This window comes from Pantoea sp. NGS-ED-1003 (assembly GCF_000738765.1).
Lineage (GTDB): Bacteria > Pseudomonadota > Gammaproteobacteria > Enterobacterales > Enterobacteriaceae > Pantoea > Pantoea septica.
In genome coordinates, this window is record NZ_JPQA01000003.1 from 289,833 (window position 1) to 309,417 (window position 19,585).

Consider the following 19,585-nt stretch of genomic DNA (forward strand, 5'->3'; position numbering starts at 1 on the left):
CCGGGGGCTTACCGCGCACCGCCGCGATGGCGGGCGAAGAGTTAAAGCGCTTCGCCGCTGACGGTCAGGGTTTTAGGCAGGTCTTCCCAGGCGAGAATAGTATTTCGGCCCTGATTTTTGGCGACGTAGAGCGCGCGATCGGCGTTGGCAACTGCCTGATCGAACTCGTCGTCGAAGATTGGCGCAATGCCGGCGCTGACGGTCACGTGGGTAGAGACCTTTTCGTTGAAACGGTGGGGGATCTCCAGATCGAGTACATACTGGCGAATGCGCTCCGCCAGCTTCATGGCGATCGACGCGTTGACGTTGGTCATCAGCACCAGAAACTCTTCGCCGCCGTAGCGCACCACCACATCGCGCGAACGCACGGCATCGCGGATCGCCACCGACACGCGCGCCAGCGCCTGATCGCCCATGGCATGGCCGTAGTTGTCGTTGTACGCCTTGAAGTGGTCGATATCGAGCAGCAGCACGAAGTGGCTGCCCGCGTGATTCTCCAGAATATTATCCAGCCGGTTTTTCAGCCCGCGGCGGTTATAAAGGCCGGTCAGCGGGTCCAGCATGCTGAGATCGCTGAAGGTCTCTTTTTCTTCATAGAGCTGGCGCATCAGACGACGGGTGAAGCGATCGACGCGGCGGCGCATCAGGTGCTGCAGAGAGAAGCCAATCAGCGGCAGCGAAATGGTCAGCAGCAGCATCGCCAGATGCGCGCCCTTATCCAGCAGCAGCACCGTGACCACGGGTGGGGTGATATGCAGACAAAATGCCGGCAGGTAATCGCTCAGGGCGATTGCGCTGATAAAAAATACGCTCAGCAGACTAATCATCAAAAAATTGTCGTCAAAAAAGAAAACCTGCTGATATTTGAGGTCAATATGCCAGGCCCAAAACACGCCAAGCAGCAATGCTACAGGATTTAATAAAGGTAATTTCAGTTTGGGCCTGATTAAACACGCTATTAACGTCGAGGCGCTAAATAGCGCGACGGTAATAATCGGAACAGGCAAGTCCGCTGCCGGGCTGCCGGCGAAAGGGATCAGGCAAAAAAGCGATACGGCGACATTTAAAAACAGAAAGAGCATCAGCGACAGCCGATATTTGCTCTGTTTCAATTCATCGTAAGATTGTAATTTCATTATTAATACTCGAAACGGCCCTGAAATATCAAAGCGCATTCCGGCAAAGATAAATTCATTTGCCGGACAATGAGCAAATTTGCTGTGTTATGAAAGGTGTTATCGGCCGCAATCTAGCATTTTCCAACTGGTCTGTCATCTTCCCGCCCGAGGGCGAAAAAAACAGGCTGCAAGATGAGATTTATTATCATATGATAATGCGAATTCTTATCATTTGAGGTCGAAACCATGTTAATGGCCGTATTCGCCGCTTGCGGCTTGTGGGGTTTCAGCTGGGTGATGGGGAAGAAACTGGACAGCGCCTGGGGCGTACTGTTGCCCTGTGCGGCGATGCCGTGCTTTGCGCTATGGGAGCCGAGCTTTAGCCAATGGCGTATCGTGATGATCGTCGCGCTGCTGTTGACGGTGGTGATGCTGTTCCATCGCCGGTTGCGTCATTATCTGCTGCTGCCGTCATGTCTGGCGTTAGCGGGCGGATTAGCGGCCGTTGCGGTGAATTTTCATGGGGTGTGAAACAGAGAGAGCAAAACAGAGAGGCGAAGCAGGGGAGGACAACTCTGGTGCGAAGAGAGGGACTTGAACCCTCACGTCCGTTAAGACACTAACACCTGAAGCTAGCGCGTCTACCAATTCCGCCACCTTCGCATTTGAGTCATCTTGCTTTTCATATCGCCGCATTGGTGCGAAGAGAGGGACTTGAACCCTCACGTCCGTTAAGACACTAACACCTGAAGCTAGCGCGTCTACCAATTCCGCCACCTTCGCGCAGTGCGATGCGAGATGAAAATCGTGGTTGTTGGTGCGAAGAGAGGGACTTGAACCCTCACGTCCGTTAAGACACTAACACCTGAAGCTAGCGCGTCTACCAATTCCGCCACCTTCGCGTACCAGCAATACATGACAGTATTGCAACCACGGAGGCGCATTCTAGAGATTTTACACCCGGCGTCAACAGATATTTCGCGACGGCGAATCGACTGCTGTAAAAAGCAACGTTTTCACCGTCGCTGCTGCTTAGCGCGCTTTCGCGCCGCGGCCGTAAACGGCGCGGTAAACCTTGAAGCGTCCGTTTTGCGCCAGCACTTCATGGCTGCCGAAGGTCTCGTCCAGCACCTGCGGATAGGGCAGGAAGGCATTGGCGACAATACGCAGTTCGCCGCCGGTGTTGAGGTGCTTCACCGCGCCGCGGATCAGAGTCTGCGCCGCGTCCAGGCTGGTTTCGCGCCCTTCGTGGAACGGCGGGTTGGAGAGGATCAGATCGAAGCGGCCGGTAACGTCGGAGAAGACGTTGCTCGGGAAAACGTCGCCCTCGAAGCCGTTGATCGCCAGCGTCGCCTTGCTTGCTTCAATCGCCGCGGCGTGCACGTCGCACAGGGTCAGACGCACTTTCGGCGAGTGGTTGGCCAGCACCGCCGACAGCACGCCCGTGCCGCAGCCGATATCCAGCACTTTGCCTTTGGTGTGCGGCGCCAGGGTGGTGAGCAGCAGCGCGCTGCCGATATCGAGGTCGTCGCGGCTGAAGACGCCCGGCAGGGTGCAGATGGTCAGCGGATCGAGATCGTAGCTGTCGCGGAAGCTTTCAGCGTCGAACGTCGGCTTGCCTTCCAGGCGACCGTGATAGAGGCCGCAGCGGCGCGCACTGTCGATTTTGTCCAGCGTCGTCCACTCTTCGACCATGCCTTCGGCGCTGCGCACGCCGCTGCGGTTTTCGCCCACGACGAAAATGTCGCAGCCCAGCGGCAGCAGAGAGAGCAGATTCATCAGCTGGAACAAGGCTTCCGGCTTGTTTTTCGGCCAGTAGTAAATCAGCGTATCGCAGCCTTCAACGTCTTCCTGCGTTGCCACCAGACCGTAACGCGCCCGTTCGCCCAGACGGCGACTCAGGTTTTGCCAGTGATGATACTGCTGGGTATGCGCGCGCGACGAGGCGGTCTCCAGCTGAGCGGGCAGGTCATCCTGCATGTCGCCAGCGAACAAGACGTGGCGGGCGGTAAATTCATCACTGTGGCGCAGTATGACTTCGCTGGCCGGGGTAAAAGCAGACATGAAAGGCTCCTGTTAGATCAGAGCGGCGATTATAGTGGTTTGTTGGCGCATGTTCGATGGGTTTGCTAGCATAGCGTCGCATTCCGGCAGCACATCAAGGGTAAATCATGACGTCCAGGCGCGACTGGCTGTTACAGCAAATGGGAATAACGCAGTATCAACTGCGACGCCCGCGCGTGCTTCAGGGCGAAATCGCGGTACGGCTGACGCCAGGCACAAAACTGATTATCGTCGCCGACGTCGCGCCCGGCCTGCACGAGCCGCTGGTGCGAGACGTGCTGCACGTGCTCGACCTGCAGCCCGCCCAGGTAATGGCGCTGACGCCCGATCAGCTGCAGATGCTGCCCGAATCGCTCGACTGCGCGGGCTGGCTGATTGGTATCGACGGGCCGCACCCCTTTAGCGGCGTCGCGCTTCACTCAGCCTCTTTAAATGAACTCTCCAGCAGCGGCGCGGCGAAACGCGCGCTCTGGCAACAGATGTGTAACCATGACAGCGATCTCTTTCCTCACCCCTGAGGACACCGCCCAGGCTTTCGCCATCGAGTGCCGCAGCCACGCTTTTCCGTGGCGCGAACAGACCTTCGCCAGCAACCAGGGCGAGCGTTTTCTTAACTATCGCCTCGACGTCGATGGCGTGATGGCCGCCTTCGCCATTACGCAGGTGGTGCTGGATGAGGCGTCGCTGTTCAATATCGCCGTCGATCCCGCTTTCCAGCGGCGCGGCTACGGACGTCAGCTGCTGCAGCATCTTATCGCCGAGCTGGAGAAGCGCGACGTGATGACGCTGTGGCTGGAAGTGCGCGCCTCTAATCATCCCGCTATCGCCCTGTACGAGCAGCTCGATTTCCACCAGGTGAGCCGCCGCCCCAACTACTATCCCACCGCCAGCGGACGTGAAGACGCCATCATCATGGCGCTGACGCTGTAGGCTTTTAAGGAGCTGTAATGTTAAAAGACTGGGATTGCATCCTGTTTGATGCCGATGACACCCTGTTCCACTTCGACGCGTTTGCCGGGTTGCAGCGTCTCTTCGCCGGCTACGACGTTCAGTTCACCGATCAGGACTACGCCGACTATCAGGCGATCAACAAGCCGCTGTGGGTCGATTACCAGAACGGCGCCATCTCCGCGCTGCAGCTGCAGACGCGGCGTTTCACCGGCTGGGCGGAAAAGCTGAGCGTGGCGCCTGACGTGCTTAACAGCGGCTTTCTGAGCGCCATGTCGGAGATCTGCATGCCGCTGGAGGGCGCGGTCAGCCTGATGCACGCGCTGCACAACAAGGTGCCGATGGGCATTATCACCAACGGCTTTACCGCGCTGCAGCAGGCGCGTCTGGAGCGCACCGGCTTCCGCGACTACTTTTCGGCGCTGGTGATCTCCGAGCAGGTCGGCGTGCCTAAGCCGGACGCGGCTATTTTCAACTACGCGCTGGAGAAGATGGGCAACCCGGATCGCAGCCGCGTGCTGATGGTGGGCGATACGCCGGAGTCCGATATTCTCGGCGGCATGAACGCCGGTTTAAAAACCTGCTGGATCGATCACGGCACGCGACCGCTGCCAGAGACGATTCGTCCGACCTGGACGGTGACCTCGCTGGGCGAGCTAAAGGCGCTGCTGCTCGCCTGAGTATCTATGCACCGTAGCAGCTGATTTAAAGCTAAGAAGCCCGCAAAGCGGGCTTTTTTTTCATTTAAAAACTATTCACGAATCTATTCACGAATCTATTCATTCGACGTGAATGGACTTGCACTTTTGCTTGAATACGCTCTGGTTGACCCCATATTAAATGGCGAAAACCGATAAACAGGGCGTGCCTGTGGCTTAAGGCACCGATTCTTTCTTCTCGCCTTCGTCGTCGCCATCCTCTTTAACCGGCGTGCTGGCGGTCAGCAAAAACGGCGACTGCTGCCAGCGGGTGCGGCGGTCGCGCAGCAGCGTGCGCGACAAAATAATGCCGATGGCCAGCGCCAGCAGCATCATCAGGCGCAGAATATTGGTGGTGTTGTCGACCTGACGCGATTCGGTGACCAGCACATGGGTATCCAGCGTCACGCGCAGAAAGCCGAGCGGGCCGTCGCTGTTGCCGAGCGGCTCCACCAGCTGATGGTTGAAGTAGCTGCCGGCGCGCTTGCCGTCGAGCGCGAGGCGATCGCGCACGTTGATATTTTCGCCGCTGTGCGCCACCAGGCTGCCGTCGTCGGCGTAAACCGAGGCGTCGAGAATGCGGCTGTTGGTGGTCATCTGGTTGAGGATGGCTTCGATCTGGCTGCGGTTATCGTCGCTGTTGTCCATCAGCGGCGACAGGCTAAAGGCGACCTGTTTCGTCAGCGTCTGCGCCAGCTCTTCGACCTGCTCGGAGCGCGCCATCTGATGGCCGAGGCTAAACCAGGAGGCGCCCTGCATCAGAACGACTAACAGCGCCAGCGAGATCAGCACAATCACCGTGCGATGTAAGCGAAATTTCAGTGCCCTTTTAGCCATCGATAACCTGTGTCACGTCACAACAGAAACCAGGAGATTATGTTGCCAGAAGCGGCGCAGACAAGGTAGCCTCTTGCGTGGTTTTGTTGTCCCCCTACAGGAGCTCTGATGCCGAACCGTCTTACCTGGTGCGATCTGCCCGCCGAACTCTCCGAATGGCCGGGTTTACCCCTTTCCCTTAGCGGCGACGAAGTGATGCCGCTGGACTACCGTGCCGGTCGGACCGGCTGGCTGCTGTATGGTCGTGAACTGACTAAACAACAGCTTACCGATTATCAGCATCAGTTAGGCGCGGCGATGGTGATCGTCAGCGCCTGGCGCGTCGACGAGTATCAGGTGGTGCGTCTGGCCGGTTCGCTGACGCCGCGCGCCGCGAAGCTGGCGCACGAGAACGGTCTCGACGTCGCGCCGCTCGGCAAGATCCCGCATCTGAAAACCCCGGGCCTGCTGGTGATGGACATGGACTCCACGGCGATTCAGATCGAGTGCATCGACGAGATCGCCAAACTGGCGGGCAGCGGCGAGCTGGTGGCGGAAGTGACCGAGCGCGCGATGCGCGGCGAGCTGGACTTCGCCGCCAGCCTGCGCCAGCGCGTGGCGACGCTGAAAGGCGCCGACGCCAATATTCTGAAGCAGGTGCGCGACGAATTGCCGCTGATGCCGGGTTTGACCGAGCTGGTGCAGAAGCTGCAGGCGCTGGGCTGGCAGGTAGCGATCGCCTCCGGCGGCTTTACTTATTTCGCGGAATACCTGCGCGACAGGCTGCATCTGGCGCACGTCGCCGCCAACGAACTCGAAATGCGCGACGGCAGGCTGACCGGCGAAGTGCTGGGACAGATTGTCGACGCGCAATACAAAGCGGATACCCTGAAGAAGCTGGCGCAGCGTTTCGACATCGCGCCGGAGCAAACCGTCGCCATCGGCGACGGCGCCAACGACCTGCCGATGATTAAGGCTGCGGCGCTGGGTATCGCTTATCATGCTAAACCCAAAGTGAATGAGCAGACGCAGGTGACTATCCGTCACGCCGATCTGATGGGCGTATTTTGCATCCTCAGCGGCAGCTTGATTCACGAAGAGCGTTAGAGGTACTGATTTGGCCAAAGCGGCAAAACGCGCCTTCGTTTGTAACGAATGCGGCGCAGACTATCCGCGTTGGCAGGGGCAATGCAGCGCCTGCCACGCCTGGAACACCATCACCGAAGTGCGTATTGCGGCGTCGCCAGCGGCGGCGCGCAATGAGCGCCTGAGCGGCTACGCCGGTAGCGCGGGCGTCAGCCGGGTGCAGAAGCTGTCGGAAATCAGCCTGGAGGCGCTGCCGCGCTTCTCCACCGGCTTCAAAGAGTTCGACCGCGTGCTGGGCGGCGGCGTGGTGCCGGGCAGCGCCATCCTGATCGGCGGCAATCCCGGCGCGGGGAAATCGACGCTGCTGCTGCAGGTGATGTGTCGCCTGGCGCAGGAGATGAAAACCCTCTACGTCACCGGCGAAGAGTCGCTGCAGCAGGTGGCGATGCGCGCGCACCGTCTCGGCCTGCCGAGCGAAAACCTCAACATGCTGTCGGAAACCAGCATCGAGCAGATCTGTCAAATCGCCGAGCAGGAAGAGCCGAAGCTGATGGTGATCGACTCTATCCAGGTGATGCACATGGCGGATATTCAGTCGTCGCCGGGCAGCGTGGCGCAGGTGCGCGAAACCGCCGCCTATCTGACGCGCTTCGCCAAAACGCGCGGCGTGGCGATCGTGATGGTCGGCCACGTTACCAAAGATGGCTCGCTGGCGGGTCCGAAAGTGCTGGAGCACTGCATCGACTGTTCGGTGCTGCTGGACGGTGACGCCGACTCGCGCTTCCGCACGCTGCGCAGCCATAAAAACCGCTTCGGTGCGGTTAACGAACTGGGCGTGTTCGCCATGACCGAGCAGGGGATGCGCGAAGTCAGCAATCCGTCGGCGATCTTCCTGTCGCGCGGCGACGAGGTGACCTCCGGCAGCTCCGTCATGGTGGTATGGGAAGGCACCCGTCCGCTGCTGGTGGAGATCCAGGCGCTGGTGGATCACTCGATGATGGGCAATCCGCGCCGCGTCGCGGTGGGACTCGAGCAAAACAGGTTAGCGATCCTGCTGGCGGTGCTGCATCGCCACGGCGGCCTGCAGATGGCCGACCAGGATGTTTTCGTCAACGTGGTCGGCGGCGTGAAGGTGACCGAGACCAGCGCCGATCTGGCGCTGCTGCTGGCGATGGTGTCGAGCCTGCGCGATCGTCCGCTGCCGCAGGATCTGGTGATCTTCGGCGAAGTCGGGCTGGCGGGCGAGATCCGTCCGGTGCCGAGCGGGCAGGAGCGTATCTCTGAAGCGGCCAAGCACGGCTTTAAGCGCGCCATCGTGCCGGCCGGCAACGCGCCGAAAAAAGCGGTCGACGGCATGAAGGTTTACAGCGCGAAAAAACTGGCGGACGCGCTGGCGATACTGGATGAGCTTTAAAGGCTGAGCGGGTAAACTCGCAGGCAACTTCAATCCATGCAGGAGGCAGCATGACGTCGTTCGACTATCTGAAAACCGCCATTCGCCAGCAGGGGCATACCCTGCAGCAGGTGGCCGACGCCAGCGGGATGACCAAGGGCTATCTGAGCCAGCTGCTCAACGCCAAAATCAAAAGTCCAAGCGCGCAAAAGCTGGAAGCGCTGCATCGCTTTCTGGGTCTGGAGTTTCCGCGCCGCGATAAAACCGTCGGCGTGGTGTTCGGTAAGTTCTATCCGCTTCACACCGGTCATATTTACCTTATCCAGCGCGCCTGCAGCCAGGTCGACGAGCTGCATATCATTATGGGGCACGACGAGCCGCGCGATCGCGAACTGTTCGAGAACAGCGCCATGTCGCAGCAGCCGACCGTCAGCGATCGGCTGCGCTGGCTGCTGCAAACCTTCAAGTATCAAAAAAATATCCGCATTCACTCGTTCAACGAAGAGGGCATCGAGCCCTATCCGCACGGCTGGGATGTCTGGAGCGAAGGGGTAAAAACCTTTCTTAGCGATCAGGGCATCGCGCCTGACTGCATCTACACCAGCGAGACCGCGGATGCAGAGATGTATCAGCAGCATCTGGGCGTGCGCACCGTGCTGGTCGATCCGGCGCGATCCTTTATGAATATCAGCGGCGCGCAGATCCGTCAGGATCCCTTTCGCTACTGGGAATATATTCCGACCGAGGTTAAGCCCTTTTTCGTGCGCACCGTCGCCGTGCTCGGCGGCGAATCCAGCGGCAAATCGACCCTAGTCAACAAGCTGGCCAACATTTTCAACACCACCAGCGCCTGGGAGTATGGCCGCGACTACGTCTTCTCTCACCTTGGCGGCGACGAGATGGCGCTGCAATATTCCGACTACGACAAGATCGCCCTCGGTCAAGCGCAGTACATCGACTTTGCGGTGAAGTACGCCAACAAAGTCGCCTTTATCGACACCGATTTCATCACCACCCAGGCGTTCTGCCTGAAGTATGAAGGCCGGGAGCATCCCTTCGTGCAGGCGCTGATCGACGAATATCGCTTCGACCTGGTGATCCTGCTGGAGAATAACGTGCCCTGGGTGGCGGACGGCCTGCGCAGCCTGGGTAGCTCGGTGGATCGCCGCGAGTTCCAGTCAATGCTGGTCACCATGCTGCGGGAGAACAACGTCGACTTTGTGCACGTGCGCGAGGACGATTACGACACGCGTTTCCTGCGCTGTATCGAACTGGTAAAAGCGATGATGGACGGCAAGAACCCTGCCTGAAAGCGGGGGCCTCGCCCCCGCTGTTGTTTCAGTTCGCCGCCAGCGCGCGCAGCGTATTGACCCCTTTTTGCCGCACCAGCAGCGCCAGCAGCAGCATGCCCGCCACCGCCAGCGCGCTCGCCAGCAGAAACGCCGTATGGTAGCCGCCGCCATACTGAATCAAAAAGCCGGTAATGCCCGGCGACAGAATCCCCGCCAGATTAGCCAGCAGATGAACAAAGCCGCCCGCGGTGCCGATGCGTCCCGCCGGAACGATATCCTGCAGCAGCGACCAGCACGCCTGCGGCGTCATATAGGCGAACACGCTGGCCAGCGTAATCAGCGTCACCGCGCTCACCACATCCCGGCTCCAGGCGGTGAGCAGCACGCAGAGCGCCGCCACCGCCAGGCCGACGAAGATCACCAGCTTGCGCGACAGCAAAAAGTTTTGCGTGCGGCGGAACAGCATATCGGAAACGATGCCGCCGCCGAGAAAGCCCGCCGTCGCGCCCAGCCAGGGCAGCACGCCGATAATGCTCATGCTTTTGATATCCAGATGCTGGAAGTCGGTGAGATAGCTAGGCAGCCAGGAGAGAAAGAAATACTGGATATAGTTAAAACAGAAAAAGGCGCTCGCCACGCCCAGCACCGGCAGCGAAAAGACGTAGCGCCACAGGGAATGGCGGTCCTGCTGCGGCGCGGCGGCTGCCTGGGTCGCCGGGCGCTGACGGCTGATCAGCTCGCGTTCAGCCGGGCCGACGCGCGGATGATCTTCCGGCTTATCGCGGAACAGCCAGAGCCAGCAGGCGACCCAGACAAAGCCGAGCAAGGCGATAACGATAAAGGCGATGCGCCAGCCGTAGTGCAGCCCCACCAGCCCGACCACCGGCGCCGCGATCGCCGCCCCGAGCGGCTGCCCGGCGTTGGTAAAGCCGACCGCGCGTCCCGTCTCTTTTTTCGGAAACCAGTTGGCGATCGATTTATTGGTGGTGGTGCCCATCGGCCCTTCGCCGATGCCGAACAGCATGCGTACGATCAGCAGATGGGTAAAGCCCGTGACCAGCGCGGTGGCGCCGCAAAACAGCGGCCAGACGCCCGCCGCCCAGGCGTAGACGCGGCGCGGGCCGAAGCGGTCCGCCGCCCAGCCGCCGAGAAAGCAGAAGGCGCAGTAGCCGATAAAAAAGCAGCTAAACAGGATGCCCATCTCCGCGTCGTTGATATGGAGATCGCTTTTAATCAGCGGCGCCATCACCGAGAGCGCGGCGCGGTCGAGATAGTTCAGCATGCCGGCGAAGAAGAGCAGCAGCGCGATCACCACGCGATAGTTTTTACGCATAGCGGCGCACTCCTTTATCGGTAATCTGACTCAGCGAGAGACGGTAGTGGCGCAATACCTCTTCATCCGGCGCATAGCCCAGGCCGGGGCGCGAGGAGAGGGTAAAGGCGACGTCGCGCGGCAGATCGGGGTAGAGGCGCGCTTCGAAATCGATCCAGGGCGTTTCCAGCTTTATATCGTCGGGCAGCAGCGCGACCAGATGCGCGGTCGCCAGCAGGCCGGCGCCGTAATAGAAACAGTGGGGCACCACGCGCACGCGGTACTGCTGCGCGGCGGTGAACACGCGCAGCGCCGCGCTGATGCCGCCCACTTTCGCCACGCTGGGCTGCGCCACATCCACCGCGCCGTTTTCCAGCAGATGCATAAAGCCCCAGTCGCCGTCGACGTTTTCGCCCGCCGCCAGCGGCACGCCGACGCGCTTGAGCTGCGCCAGACCCTGATAGTCGTCGGGCGGCCAGATCGGCTCTTCCAGCCAGCCAAGCTGGAGCGAACGCAGCTCATGCGCCTGCTGGGCGGCCTCTTCACGCGTCCAGGGGCAGTTGACGTCGACCAGCAGTTCCGCCTGCGCCGGCAGCGCGGCGCACGCGGCCTGGATGGCGTCGAAGGTGGTTTCGTGCAGCTTGAGCGTGGTAAAGCCTTCATCCCAGGCGCGTTTTACCTGCGCGGCGACGGCGGCGGGCTGATTGTCGTAGCTTACCAGGCTGGCGTAGCGCTCAATGCGCTGCCGCGCGGCGCCTAGCAGCTGCCAGAGCGGCTTTTGTTGTCGCTGCCCGAGCGCGTCCCACAGGGCGATATCCACCGCTGAGAGGGCGTAGCGGACCGGACCGCTGCGGCCAAAGGCGTGCAGCGCTTTTTCCGCCTGCTGCATCAGGGCGGCGATGGCGTCTGGCGAATCCGGCAGCGGTTTGCCGATAAAGGCAGGCGCCACCAGCGTGCAAATCGCCTGTTCTGTGACGGGATTGGCCAGATGGCCGAAGGCTTCGCCCCAGCCGCACAGGCCGTTGTCGCAGGTGATTTTAACCAGCAGCGTTTCCATGCGGCGCAGCGAAGAGGAGGCGGCATTAAAGGTGGTTTCCTGGTGTTCGGGCGCGCGTCGCTGCGCGTCAAACGGGATGGCGATACGCGTGACGTCGATTGAAGCTATTTTCATGCCATAGACCTCGTAAGATGACCTCCGGCGCGAATTATTATCAGAGCCTGCCGGAACGGTAAGGTGGATCGGGTCAGATCATCAGCGAGTATAAAAAGCGGGTGTTAACGCGGCATCAGGCAGCAGCCCAGGGTTAAAGGCGCAATAGCGGGAAGAATTGGGCGAAGCGACAGGAAAAGGCGCAGGCAGTCACAAAAAGAGAAAAGGCGGCATCGCTGCCGCCTTTTTAATTACTTGGTAATACGCTTGTATTTAATACGCTTCGGCTCCAGCGCATCCGCGCCGAGGGTGCGTTTCTTATACTCTTCGTACTCGCTGAAGTTGCCTTCGAAGAACTCCACCTTGCCCTCATCCTGATAGTCGAGGATATGGGTAGCGATGCGGTCGAGGAACCAGCGGTCGTGCGAGATCACCATGGCGCAGCCCGGGAACTCCAGCAGGGCGTTTTCCAGCGCGCGCAGGGTCTCGATATCCAGGTCGTTGGTCGGTTCGTCAAGCAGCAGCAGGTTGCCGCCAACCTGCAGCAGTTTCGCCAGGTGCAGACGACCGCGCTCGCCGCCGGAGAGTTCGCCGACGCGTTTGCCCTGGTCGGTGCCTTTGAAGTTAAAGCGGCCGACGTAGGCGCGGCTCGGCATCTCGAAGGTGCCGATACGCATGGTGTCCAGTCCGCCAGAAACCTCTTCCCACACGGTTTTAGAGTTATCCATCGCGTCGCGGAACTGATCGACCGACGCCAGCTTGACGGTTTCGCCCAGCTCGATGCTGCCGGCATCGGGCTGCTCCTGACCGGTCATCATGCGGAACAGGGTCGATTTACCCGCGCCGTTCGGACCGATAATGCCGACGATAGCGCCTTTCGGCACCGAGAAAGAGAGATCGTCGATCAGCACGCGGTCGCCGTAGGATTTGGTCAGGTTTTTCACCTCGACCACTTTGTCGCCCAGACGAGGACCCGGCGGAATAAAGAGTTCGCTGGTCTCGTTACGTTTCTGGTATTCGGTGCTGTTCAGCTCTTCAAAGCGAGCCAGACGCGCCTTGCCTTTAGACTGGCGGCCCTTCGTACCCTGACGCACCCATTCCAGCTCTTTCTCGATCGATTTGCGACGGGCGGCTTCAGCAGAGGCTTCCTGCGCCAGACGCTGATCTTTCTGCTCCAGCCAGGAGGAGTAGTTGCCTTCCCACGGAATGCCTTCGCCGCGGTCCAGCTCAAGGATCCAGCCGGCAACGTTGTCGAGGAAATAACGGTCGTGGGTAATCGCCACGACGGTGCCTTCGAACTCGTGCAGGAAGCGCTCCAGCCAGGCCACGGACTCGGCGTCCAGGTGGTTGGTCGGTTCGTCCAGCAGCAGCATATCCGGTTTTTCCAGCAGCAGGCGGCACATCGCCACGCGGCGACGTTCGCCGCCGGAAAGGTTGCCGATTTTGGCATCCCAGTCCGGCAGGCGCATCGCATCGGCGGCGCGCTCCAGCTGCGTTTCCAGGTTATGGCCGTCGTGCGCCTGAATAACCTCTTCCAGACGACCCTGTTCGGCCGCCAGCTTGTCGAAGTCGGCGTCCGGCTCGGCGTAGAGTGCGTAAACCTCATCCAGACGCTTCAGCGCGCCGACCACTTCGGAGACCGCTTCTTCGATAGATTCGCGTACCGTCTGTTCCGGGTTAAGCTGCGGCTCCTGCGGCAGATAACCTACTTTGATGCCCGGCTGTGGACGCGCTTCCCCTTCGATATCTTTATCGATGCCCGCCATGATGCGCAGCAGCGTGGATTTACCCGCGCCGTTCAGGCCGAGCACGCCGATTTTCGCGCCCGGGAAAAAGCTGAGGGAGATGTTCTTTAGAATATGACGCTTCGGCGGAACCACTTTGCCGACGCGATGCATGCTATAGACGAATTGAGCCACGTTGTAATGAGCCTCTGATTCTGGTGGGTGAATTAGTGACGAAGTTTAGCCTTTTTGCCTGGCTAATCCCAGCCGCGCGCCGGGATAATTCCGGGCGCGCCGTGTTGTTACGCGTAAAGAGAAAAGGCGGGGTCAGACCGACTCGGGCAGACGCAGCGGCAGCGGCTGCTGCGCCAGCCACGCCGCCAGCGCGCTGTCCGGCGCGCTGTCGCTGACCAGCAGGTCAAAGCGGTGCAGCTCGCCGATGCGTGCGGGCAGCACCTTGCCGAATTTGCTGCTGTCTGCCACCAGGATACGCTGGCGCGCGCGCAGCATGGCGTGATGTTTCATCGCCAGCTCGTTGAGGTTGTAGCAGGTCGCGCCCTGCTCAATGTCGATGCCGGCCGCCGAAATGAACGCCAGCGTCGGGCAGAGGTCGTCAAGAATCGAGTGCGCGCCGATCGGCGTGAACAGGGCGTTGTCGGCGTGGAACTCGCCGCCGCTCAGAATCACGTTGCAGGCCGGTTTCTCTTTAAGCGCGAGAAAAGTATTCATGGCGCAGCAGATAGCGGTAAAGGGCAGATCCTCAGGCAGGGCGTCGACGATATAGGGAATGGTGGTGCCGCAGTCGAAAAACACCGTGTCATTCTCGTCGATCAGGCTGGCGGCGGCCTGCGCCAGGCGCTGCTTTTTCGCCGCGTTCTGACCATGCTGATCCGAAACGAAATAGTGGCCGCCATGGTTTTTCGGATCGCTGACGATATAGCCGCCCAGCAGCACCACGGTCGATGCCGGTTCGCTCAGATCGCGTCGAATGGTCATCTCCGAAACGCCTAAAAGCTGCGCGGCATCTTTCAGATGCAGCTTGTCGGTGCGTTTTAGCGCCAGGGTCAGTTTCTGAATGCGTTCGTCGCGCCGGGTTTCCATAGAGGTCTCTGTTGTGGTTGATAGCCGAAAGTGATGCGCCGTGGAAGAGAGGGCGCATCCGGTTAACCGCGATAATTGCCGCAATTTTAATGCGTTGCGCGCCCAGGCCGGCAGGCGATCAATCTTACCCGTAATCAGATCGCCCCGCAAACGCCGCCATGCCCGCCTTTTTTTACACGAGTTTTTAACAGAATGTCATTGTCGCGCGCCGGCCAGCAACCCGCTTTTAGCCGACCTGTGCGGCGCGCTGCGTAAATTTTGTGAAGAACATGGCAAGAGCCGGTTCCCCTGGTTAGCATGAAGAATGCCTGGCACGCAGCCGGAGAGCAGCAACAGAGGAGATTTTCGTGGAGAAGTGGCGTAACTGGATGATAGGGATCTGTCTGGCCGGAGCGGCCAGCAGCGCGTGGGCAGACTCGCTGGATCAGCAGCGGGAACGTTATCAACAGATCAAACAAGCGTGGGACAGCAATCAGATGGCGACGGTCGAGCAGCTGCTGCCGACGCTGCGGGATTATCCGTTATACCCTTACCTGCAGTACCGCCTGCTGGCGCAGGATCTCGATCAGGAAACGCCGCTCGCCGTTAACAACTTTATCCAGCAATATCCGACGCTGCCGCCGGCGCGCTCGCTGAAAACCCGCTTCGTTAACGTGCTGGCGCACCGCCAGGACTGGCAGGGCATTCTGAGCTTCAGCCCGGAAGCGCCGACGCCGGTACAGGCGCGCTGCAACTGGCTCTACGCCAAATGGGCGACGGGCGCGCAGCAGCAGGCCTTTGAGGGCGCGAAGGCGATCTGGCTGCGCGGCACCGCGCTGCCGAACGACTGCGATCGCCTCTTCTCCGTCTGGCAATCCTCTGGCCAGATGTCGCCGATTACCGTGCTGGAACGCATTCGCCTCGCGATGAAGGCGGGCAACGACAGCCTGGTGAGCTTCCTGGCGAAAAGCCTGCCGGAAGATTACCAGACCATCGCCACTGGCGTGCTCGCCTTGCAGAACGATCCGCAGACGGTGGTGAACTTCGCGCAGAGCGTCGGGCCGACCGATTTTACCCGCCAGGCGACGATTTACGCCTTTACCCGCGTCGCGCGCGCCGACATGGAAAATGCGCGCAGCATGATCCCGCTGCTGGTGCGCGGCCAGAAGATGGAAGCGGATGACGAGCAGGCGCTGAAAGAGATCGTGGTCTGGCGCATGATGGGCAGCGATTTAACCTCAGAGCAGGCGCGCTGGCGCGATGCCGTGGTGATGAACAGCCAGTCGACGGCGCTGATCGAACGCCGCGTGCGCCTGGCGCTGTCGCAGAACGATCGCCGCGGCCTGAATACCTGGATCGCGCGTCTGCCGCTCGAGGCTAAAGAAAAAGACGAATGGCAGTACTGGCAGGCCGATCTGCTCTATTCGCAGGGGCGTAAAGAGGAGGCGGACGAGATCCTGCATAAGCTGATGCAGGCGCGCGGCTTCTACCCGATGGTGGCGGCGCAGCGGCTGGGCGTGAAATATCCGCTGCAGATCGACGAGGCGCCGAAGCCCGACAGCGCGACGGTGCAGGGGCCGGAGCTGGCGCGCGTGCGCGAGCTGATGTACTGGGGGCTGGATAACCTGGCGCGCATCGAGTGGGCCAACCTTATCGCCAGCAAAAACCATACGCAGCAGCAGATGCTGGCGCGCTATGCCAACGAGCAGGACTGGTGGGATCTCAGCGTGCAGGCGACCATCACGGCGAAGATGTGGGACAGCCTGAAAGAGCGCTTCCCGCTGGCGTGGGAGAGCTTCTATAAGAGCAATACCCGCGACAAAGGCATCGCGCCGAGCTACGCCATGGCGATCTCGCGCCAGGAGAGCGCCTGGAACCCGAAAGCGCGTTCGCCGGTCGGCGCCAGCGGCCTGATGCAGGTGATGCCGGCGACGGCGGCTCATACCGTGAAGATGTATAACATTCCCGGCTATATGAACAGCAACCAGCTGCTCGATCCGCAGACCAATATTCAGATCGGCACCCAGTATCTGGAGTATGTCTATCAGCAGTTCGGGCAGAACCGCATTTTCGCCTCGGCGGCCTACAATGCGGGACCGGGACGCGTACGCAGCTGGCAGAACGTCAGCGCGGGCAATCTTGATGCGGTCGCCTTTATCGAGACCATTCCCTTCTCGGAAACGCGCGGCTACGTGAAAAACGTGCTGGCCTACGACGCCTACTATCGCCACTTTATGGGCGAGCCGGATAAGGTGCTGTCGGACAGCGAGTGGAACCGCCGCTACTAGCGTGCTATGCTTCCGTACTCGTTAGTGAGTACGGAAGCCTGTTTGATGACGCAATCTCCCGCCCGGTCGGCGCAACATTCCCTTTCTGAAGATAACTGGCGGCGCTTTACCGCGCTGATGCAGCAGGCTTACGCCGATGACGTGGCGCTGCCTTTGCTGCAGCTGATGCTGACGCCGGACGAGCGCGAAGCGCTCGGCACGCGCCTGCGCATCGTCGAAGAGCTGATGAACGGCGCGATGAGCCAGCGCGAGCTGAAAAACGAACTGGGCGTTGGCATCGCCACCATTACGCGCGGCTCGAACAGCCTGAAAGAGGCGCCGCCTGAACTGCGGCGCTGGCTGGAGACGCAGCTGGGACGCGGCGACCTCAGCGCTGATAAAGCGGATGAGTAAAAGGGCAGAGCGCCAGGATAAGCGCCTGGTGATAGACGCTGGAGCGCGTCAGCAGACCGTGCGTAAAGGCGCCGATAGCGCCGCCTTTGTGTTTAATATTTTCCACGCCGGTCAGCCGCGCCATCTCGTCGCCCAGCTCGCGTCCGGCATGTAGTCCCGCCATCACCACCGGCGGCAGCGTAAAGCTGGCGGAACGCGACTCGCCGCGCCGATCGGCGTTCTCGACCACCATCCAGGCGAAGGCGCAATCCGCTTCAATACCGGCCTCAATTGCCACCCAAAAATCCGCTTCCGGCGCGACCTGGCGCGCATTGGCGACGCGCTGGCGTGCGCCGGTTCGCGTTTCCGCATCGCTCAGGGGCTGCGCCGCGACGCCGCTATCGACCTCGACCCCGCGAATATGGCAGGATCCTTCGCCGAAAACGTCGTTGAACGCCTGAGAGATTGCGCGAATTTTTGCCGGATTGATGGTGGCTGCGATAACCTGGTACATAATCTATTGAACCCCTTAGGCAAATTTGTCGCAGTATAACGGAAACTCAGCATGCTACAGGTCTATCTTGTTCGTCACGGTGAAACGGTATGGAATGCGCAGCGCCGCATTCAGGGACAATCCGACAGTCCGCTGACGGAGAAAGGAGAGCAACAGGCCCACCAGGTGGGCGAGCGCGTAAAACATCTTGGCATTACTCATGTTATCGCCAGCGATCTGGGCCGTACGCAGCGTACCGCCGAGATCATCGCCGACGCCTGCGGCTGTACGGTGACGCTGGAGCCGCGCCTGCGCGAGCTGAATATGGGCGTGCTGGAGAAGCGTCCGCTGGACGGGCTAACCGAAGAGGAAGAGCGCTGGCGCAGCGCGCTGGTGGACGGCACCGTAGACGGGCGCATTCCGCAGGGTGAATCGATGGCGGAGATGGCGGCGCGCATGCACGAGGCGCTGAACGCCTGTCTGGCGCTGCCCGCCGGCAGCCGACCGCTGCTGGTGAGTCACGGTATGGCGCTCGGCGTGCTGATCAGCACCATTCTTGGCCTGCCGGCCCATGCGGAGCGCCGTCTGCGCCTGCGCAACTGCTCGATCTCGCGCGTCGATCACCAGCAGAGCGCCTGGCTGGCGGAAGGCTGGGTGGTCGAAACGGCGGGTGATATTTCACATCTTGACGCGCCCGCGCTGGATGAGCTGCAGCGCTAAAAAAATGCCGTCGTAATGACGGCATCTTAACGGTCAGCTCGCCTGCTGGCGGCGAATCGGGATGAGATACTCGCAGCGGATCTCTTTCGGCGGCTCGGGGCGCTTCTTGCCGCCATGGGTGTAGAAGCGTTCAATATCCTGACCCTGACGGCGCGTCAGGCCGAGCGTCGGCATGCAGGTGCCGTAGAGCAGCAGGATAAATTCCTGCAGCTCGTTGCGCGGGCCGTTATAGGTGAACTGCACGTAGTCGCCCGCTTCTAATAGCACGCTCTGGCCGGAGTGCAGGTTAACCGCCTGATCGGACGGCACGGCGGTGGTGTAAAGAATCTCCTGCTCGTCATCCTTCTCCTGGCTGGCGCGCACCTGATGCAGGCCGTAAAGCACCGGCGGAACGGTGTCGGTTTCCAGCAGGAACTGCTTCCAGAAGTGGATGCGCATCTCGTCGCGGTAGCTGGAGATCTGCTCCAGGGTGCAGCTATAGGTTTGCGTTTGCCCGACCAGCACGGTTTCCGGCAGGGTGACGAAGGTCGACTCCGGCATGCTGTTGTCGTCGAGGCGAATCGGCGGACGAATGCCGAACGAATTCCATTCCGAGGAGCGGCGATACCACGCGGGCGTCTGGTTAAACTGCTTTTTAAAGGCGCGGGTAAAGGTCTGCTGGGAATCGAAACGGTATTGCAGAGCGATGTCCAGAATCGGGCGACTGGTCAGGCGCAGCGCCACGGCCGCTTTAGACAGGCGGCGAGCGCGAATATAGGCGCCGATCGCATGGCCCGTTACGTCTTTGAACATCCGTTGTAAATGCCATTTAGAATAACCCGCTTTCAGGGCAACGTTGTCCAGTGAAAGGGGCTGATCCAGATGGCTCTCCAGCCAGACAAGCAAATCTCGAATGATACCGGCTTGGTCCATAAAACATCCTCATACTCTCTGGGTGCGACTAACGCAGTCGCCGAATAATAGCACTAATTGCACATCAGGCGTGGGCCGTTTTGTTGGGAGATTGTGCCATGTCAATGTGGGATAAAACC

General features: G+C 60.4%; 19 protein-coding genes and 3 tRNA genes. 10 read left to right on the forward strand and 12 right to left on the reverse strand.

The window, feature by feature from the left end:
- Positions 1–41: 41 nt before the first annotated feature.
- Positions 42–1,136 (reverse strand): diguanylate cyclase, encoded by a 1,095-nt coding sequence (locus JS46_RS07585; protein ID WP_033749386.1) that lies wholly within the window; start codon positions 1,134–1,136, stop codon positions 42–44.
- A gap of 228 nt (positions 1,137–1,364) precedes the next feature.
- Between JS46_RS07585 and JS46_RS07590 the strand changes: the two genes are divergently transcribed.
- Complete coding sequence (locus tag JS46_RS07590; protein ID WP_033749387.1) at positions 1,365–1,649, forward strand: DUF1435 domain-containing protein; 285 nt, start codon at positions 1,365–1,367, stop codon at positions 1,647–1,649.
- Positions 1,650–1,694: 45 nt separating this feature from the next.
- On the opposite strand, the gene JS46_RS07595 is transcribed toward JS46_RS07590, so the two are convergent.
- The 4 genes from JS46_RS07595 to rsmC form a co-directional block, all read right to left on the reverse strand.
- A tRNA-Leu gene (locus JS46_RS07595) sits at positions 1,695–1,781 on the reverse strand.
- Positions 1,782–1,814: 33 nt separating this feature from the next.
- A tRNA-Leu gene (locus tag JS46_RS07600) sits at positions 1,815–1,901 on the reverse strand.
- 32 nt (positions 1,902–1,933) lie between these two features.
- Positions 1,934–2,020: transfer RNA gene (locus JS46_RS07605), tRNA-Leu, on the reverse strand.
- Positions 2,021–2,150: 130 nt separating this feature from the next.
- A complete protein-coding gene (gene rsmC, locus JS46_RS07610) occupies positions 2,151–3,182 on the reverse strand; it encodes a 16S rRNA (guanine(1207)-N(2))-methyltransferase RsmC (protein WP_033749388.1) in 1,032 nt (343 codons plus the stop codon).
- Positions 3,183–3,289: 107 nt separating this feature from the next.
- Between rsmC and JS46_RS07615 the strand changes: the two genes are divergently transcribed.
- Genes JS46_RS07615 through yjjG form a run of 3 tightly spaced genes read left to right on the forward strand, consistent with a single transcriptional unit; the run spans position 3,290 to position 4,810 of the window.
- Positions 3,290–3,700 (forward strand): DNA polymerase III subunit psi, encoded by a 411-nt coding sequence (locus JS46_RS07615; RefSeq protein ID WP_033749389.1) that lies wholly within the window; start codon positions 3,290–3,292, stop codon positions 3,698–3,700.
- On the forward strand, positions 3,672–4,112 hold the full coding sequence (rimI, locus tag JS46_RS07620) for a ribosomal protein S18-alanine N-acetyltransferase (RefSeq protein WP_033749390.1): 441 nt from the start codon (positions 3,672–3,674) through the stop codon (positions 4,110–4,112). Before JS46_RS07615 ends, rimI begins: the two co-directional genes overlap by 29 nt.
- Positions 4,113–4,129: 17 nt before the next feature.
- The gene (yjjG, locus tag JS46_RS07625) at positions 4,130–4,810 is read left to right on the forward strand and encodes a pyrimidine 5'-nucleotidase (RefSeq protein ID WP_033749391.1); all 681 of its coding nucleotides are present in this window, start codon (positions 4,130–4,132) and stop codon (positions 4,808–4,810) included.
- Positions 4,811–5,005: 195 nt separating this feature from the next.
- Here yjjG and JS46_RS07630 read toward each other — a convergent pair whose 3' ends face one another.
- On the reverse strand, positions 5,006–5,665 hold the full coding sequence (locus tag JS46_RS07630; protein ID WP_033749392.1) for a YtjB family periplasmic protein: 660 nt from the start codon (positions 5,663–5,665) through the stop codon (positions 5,006–5,008).
- Positions 5,666–5,773: 108 nt separating this feature from the next.
- On the opposite strand from JS46_RS07630, the gene serB reads away from it, so the two are divergent.
- From serB to nadR, 3 genes are read left to right on the forward strand one after another with little or no spacing between them, the layout of a single operon-like run.
- Positions 5,774–6,751, forward strand: a complete 978-nt coding sequence (serB, locus tag JS46_RS07635) for a phosphoserine phosphatase (RefSeq protein WP_033749393.1) — start codon at positions 5,774–5,776, stop codon at positions 6,749–6,751.
- 10 nt (positions 6,752–6,761) lie between these two features.
- Entirely contained in the window at positions 6,762–8,144 is a 1,383-nt protein-coding gene (radA, locus tag JS46_RS07640; RefSeq protein ID WP_033749394.1) for a DNA repair protein RadA, read from the forward strand.
- A 50-nt stretch (positions 8,145–8,194) separates the two neighbouring features.
- Positions 8,195–9,433 carry a multifunctional transcriptional regulator/nicotinamide-nucleotide adenylyltransferase/ribosylnicotinamide kinase NadR gene (gene nadR / locus JS46_RS07645; protein ID WP_033749395.1) on the forward strand — a complete coding sequence of 413 codons (1,239 nt, stop codon included), beginning with the start codon at positions 8,195–8,197 and terminating at the stop codon, positions 9,431–9,433.
- Between the two features lie 28 nt (positions 9,434–9,461).
- Here the strand turns inward: nadR and JS46_RS07650 are convergent, their stop codons facing one another.
- The 4 genes from JS46_RS07650 to deoR form a co-directional block, all read right to left on the reverse strand.
- The gene (locus JS46_RS07650; protein WP_033749397.1) at positions 9,462–10,748 is read right to left on the reverse strand and encodes an MFS transporter; all 1,287 of its coding nucleotides are present in this window, start codon (positions 10,746–10,748) and stop codon (positions 9,462–9,464) included.
- A complete protein-coding gene (locus JS46_RS07655) occupies positions 10,741–11,898 on the reverse strand; it encodes a mandelate racemase/muconate lactonizing enzyme family protein (RefSeq protein WP_033749399.1) in 1,158 nt (385 codons plus the stop codon). The genes JS46_RS07650 and JS46_RS07655 overlap by 8 nt, the downstream gene beginning before the upstream one ends.
- 230 nt (positions 11,899–12,128) lie before the next feature.
- On the reverse strand, positions 12,129–13,796 hold the full coding sequence (gene ettA / locus JS46_RS07660; RefSeq protein ID WP_033749401.1) for an energy-dependent translational throttle protein EttA: 1,668 nt from the start codon (positions 13,794–13,796) through the stop codon (positions 12,129–12,131).
- Positions 13,797–13,928: 132 nt separating this feature from the next.
- Positions 13,929–14,702, reverse strand: a complete 774-nt coding sequence (gene deoR, locus JS46_RS07665; protein ID WP_033749403.1) for a DNA-binding transcriptional repressor DeoR — start codon at positions 14,700–14,702, stop codon at positions 13,929–13,931.
- Positions 14,703–15,049: 347 nt separating this feature from the next.
- On the opposite strand from deoR, the gene sltY reads away from it, so the two are divergent.
- A complete protein-coding gene (gene sltY, locus JS46_RS07670; protein ID WP_033749404.1) occupies positions 15,050–16,969 on the forward strand; it encodes a murein transglycosylase in 1,920 nt (639 codons plus the stop codon).
- A 45-nt stretch (positions 16,970–17,014) separates the two neighbouring features.
- Positions 17,015–17,362 (forward strand): trp operon repressor, encoded by a 348-nt coding sequence (gene trpR, locus JS46_RS07675; RefSeq protein ID WP_033749406.1) that lies wholly within the window; start codon positions 17,015–17,017, stop codon positions 17,360–17,362.
- Here the strand turns inward: trpR and yjjX are convergent.
- On the reverse strand, positions 17,337–17,855 hold the full coding sequence (gene yjjX, locus JS46_RS07680; protein ID WP_033749408.1) for an inosine/xanthosine triphosphatase: 519 nt from the start codon (positions 17,853–17,855) through the stop codon (positions 17,337–17,339). The genes trpR and yjjX overlap by 26 nt on opposite strands.
- Before the next feature lie 51 nt (positions 17,856–17,906).
- On the opposite strand from yjjX, the gene gpmB reads away from it, so the two are divergent.
- A complete protein-coding gene (gene gpmB, locus JS46_RS07685) occupies positions 17,907–18,554 on the forward strand; it encodes a 2,3-diphosphoglycerate-dependent phosphoglycerate mutase GpmB (protein WP_033749409.1) in 648 nt (215 codons plus the stop codon).
- A gap of 33 nt (positions 18,555–18,587) precedes the next feature.
- On the opposite strand, the gene robA is transcribed toward gpmB, so the two are convergent.
- Positions 18,588–19,466 (reverse strand): MDR efflux pump AcrAB transcriptional activator RobA, encoded by an 879-nt coding sequence (gene robA / locus JS46_RS07690; RefSeq protein WP_033749410.1) that lies wholly within the window; start codon positions 19,464–19,466, stop codon positions 18,588–18,590.
- Positions 19,467–19,585: the final 119 nt, after the last annotated feature.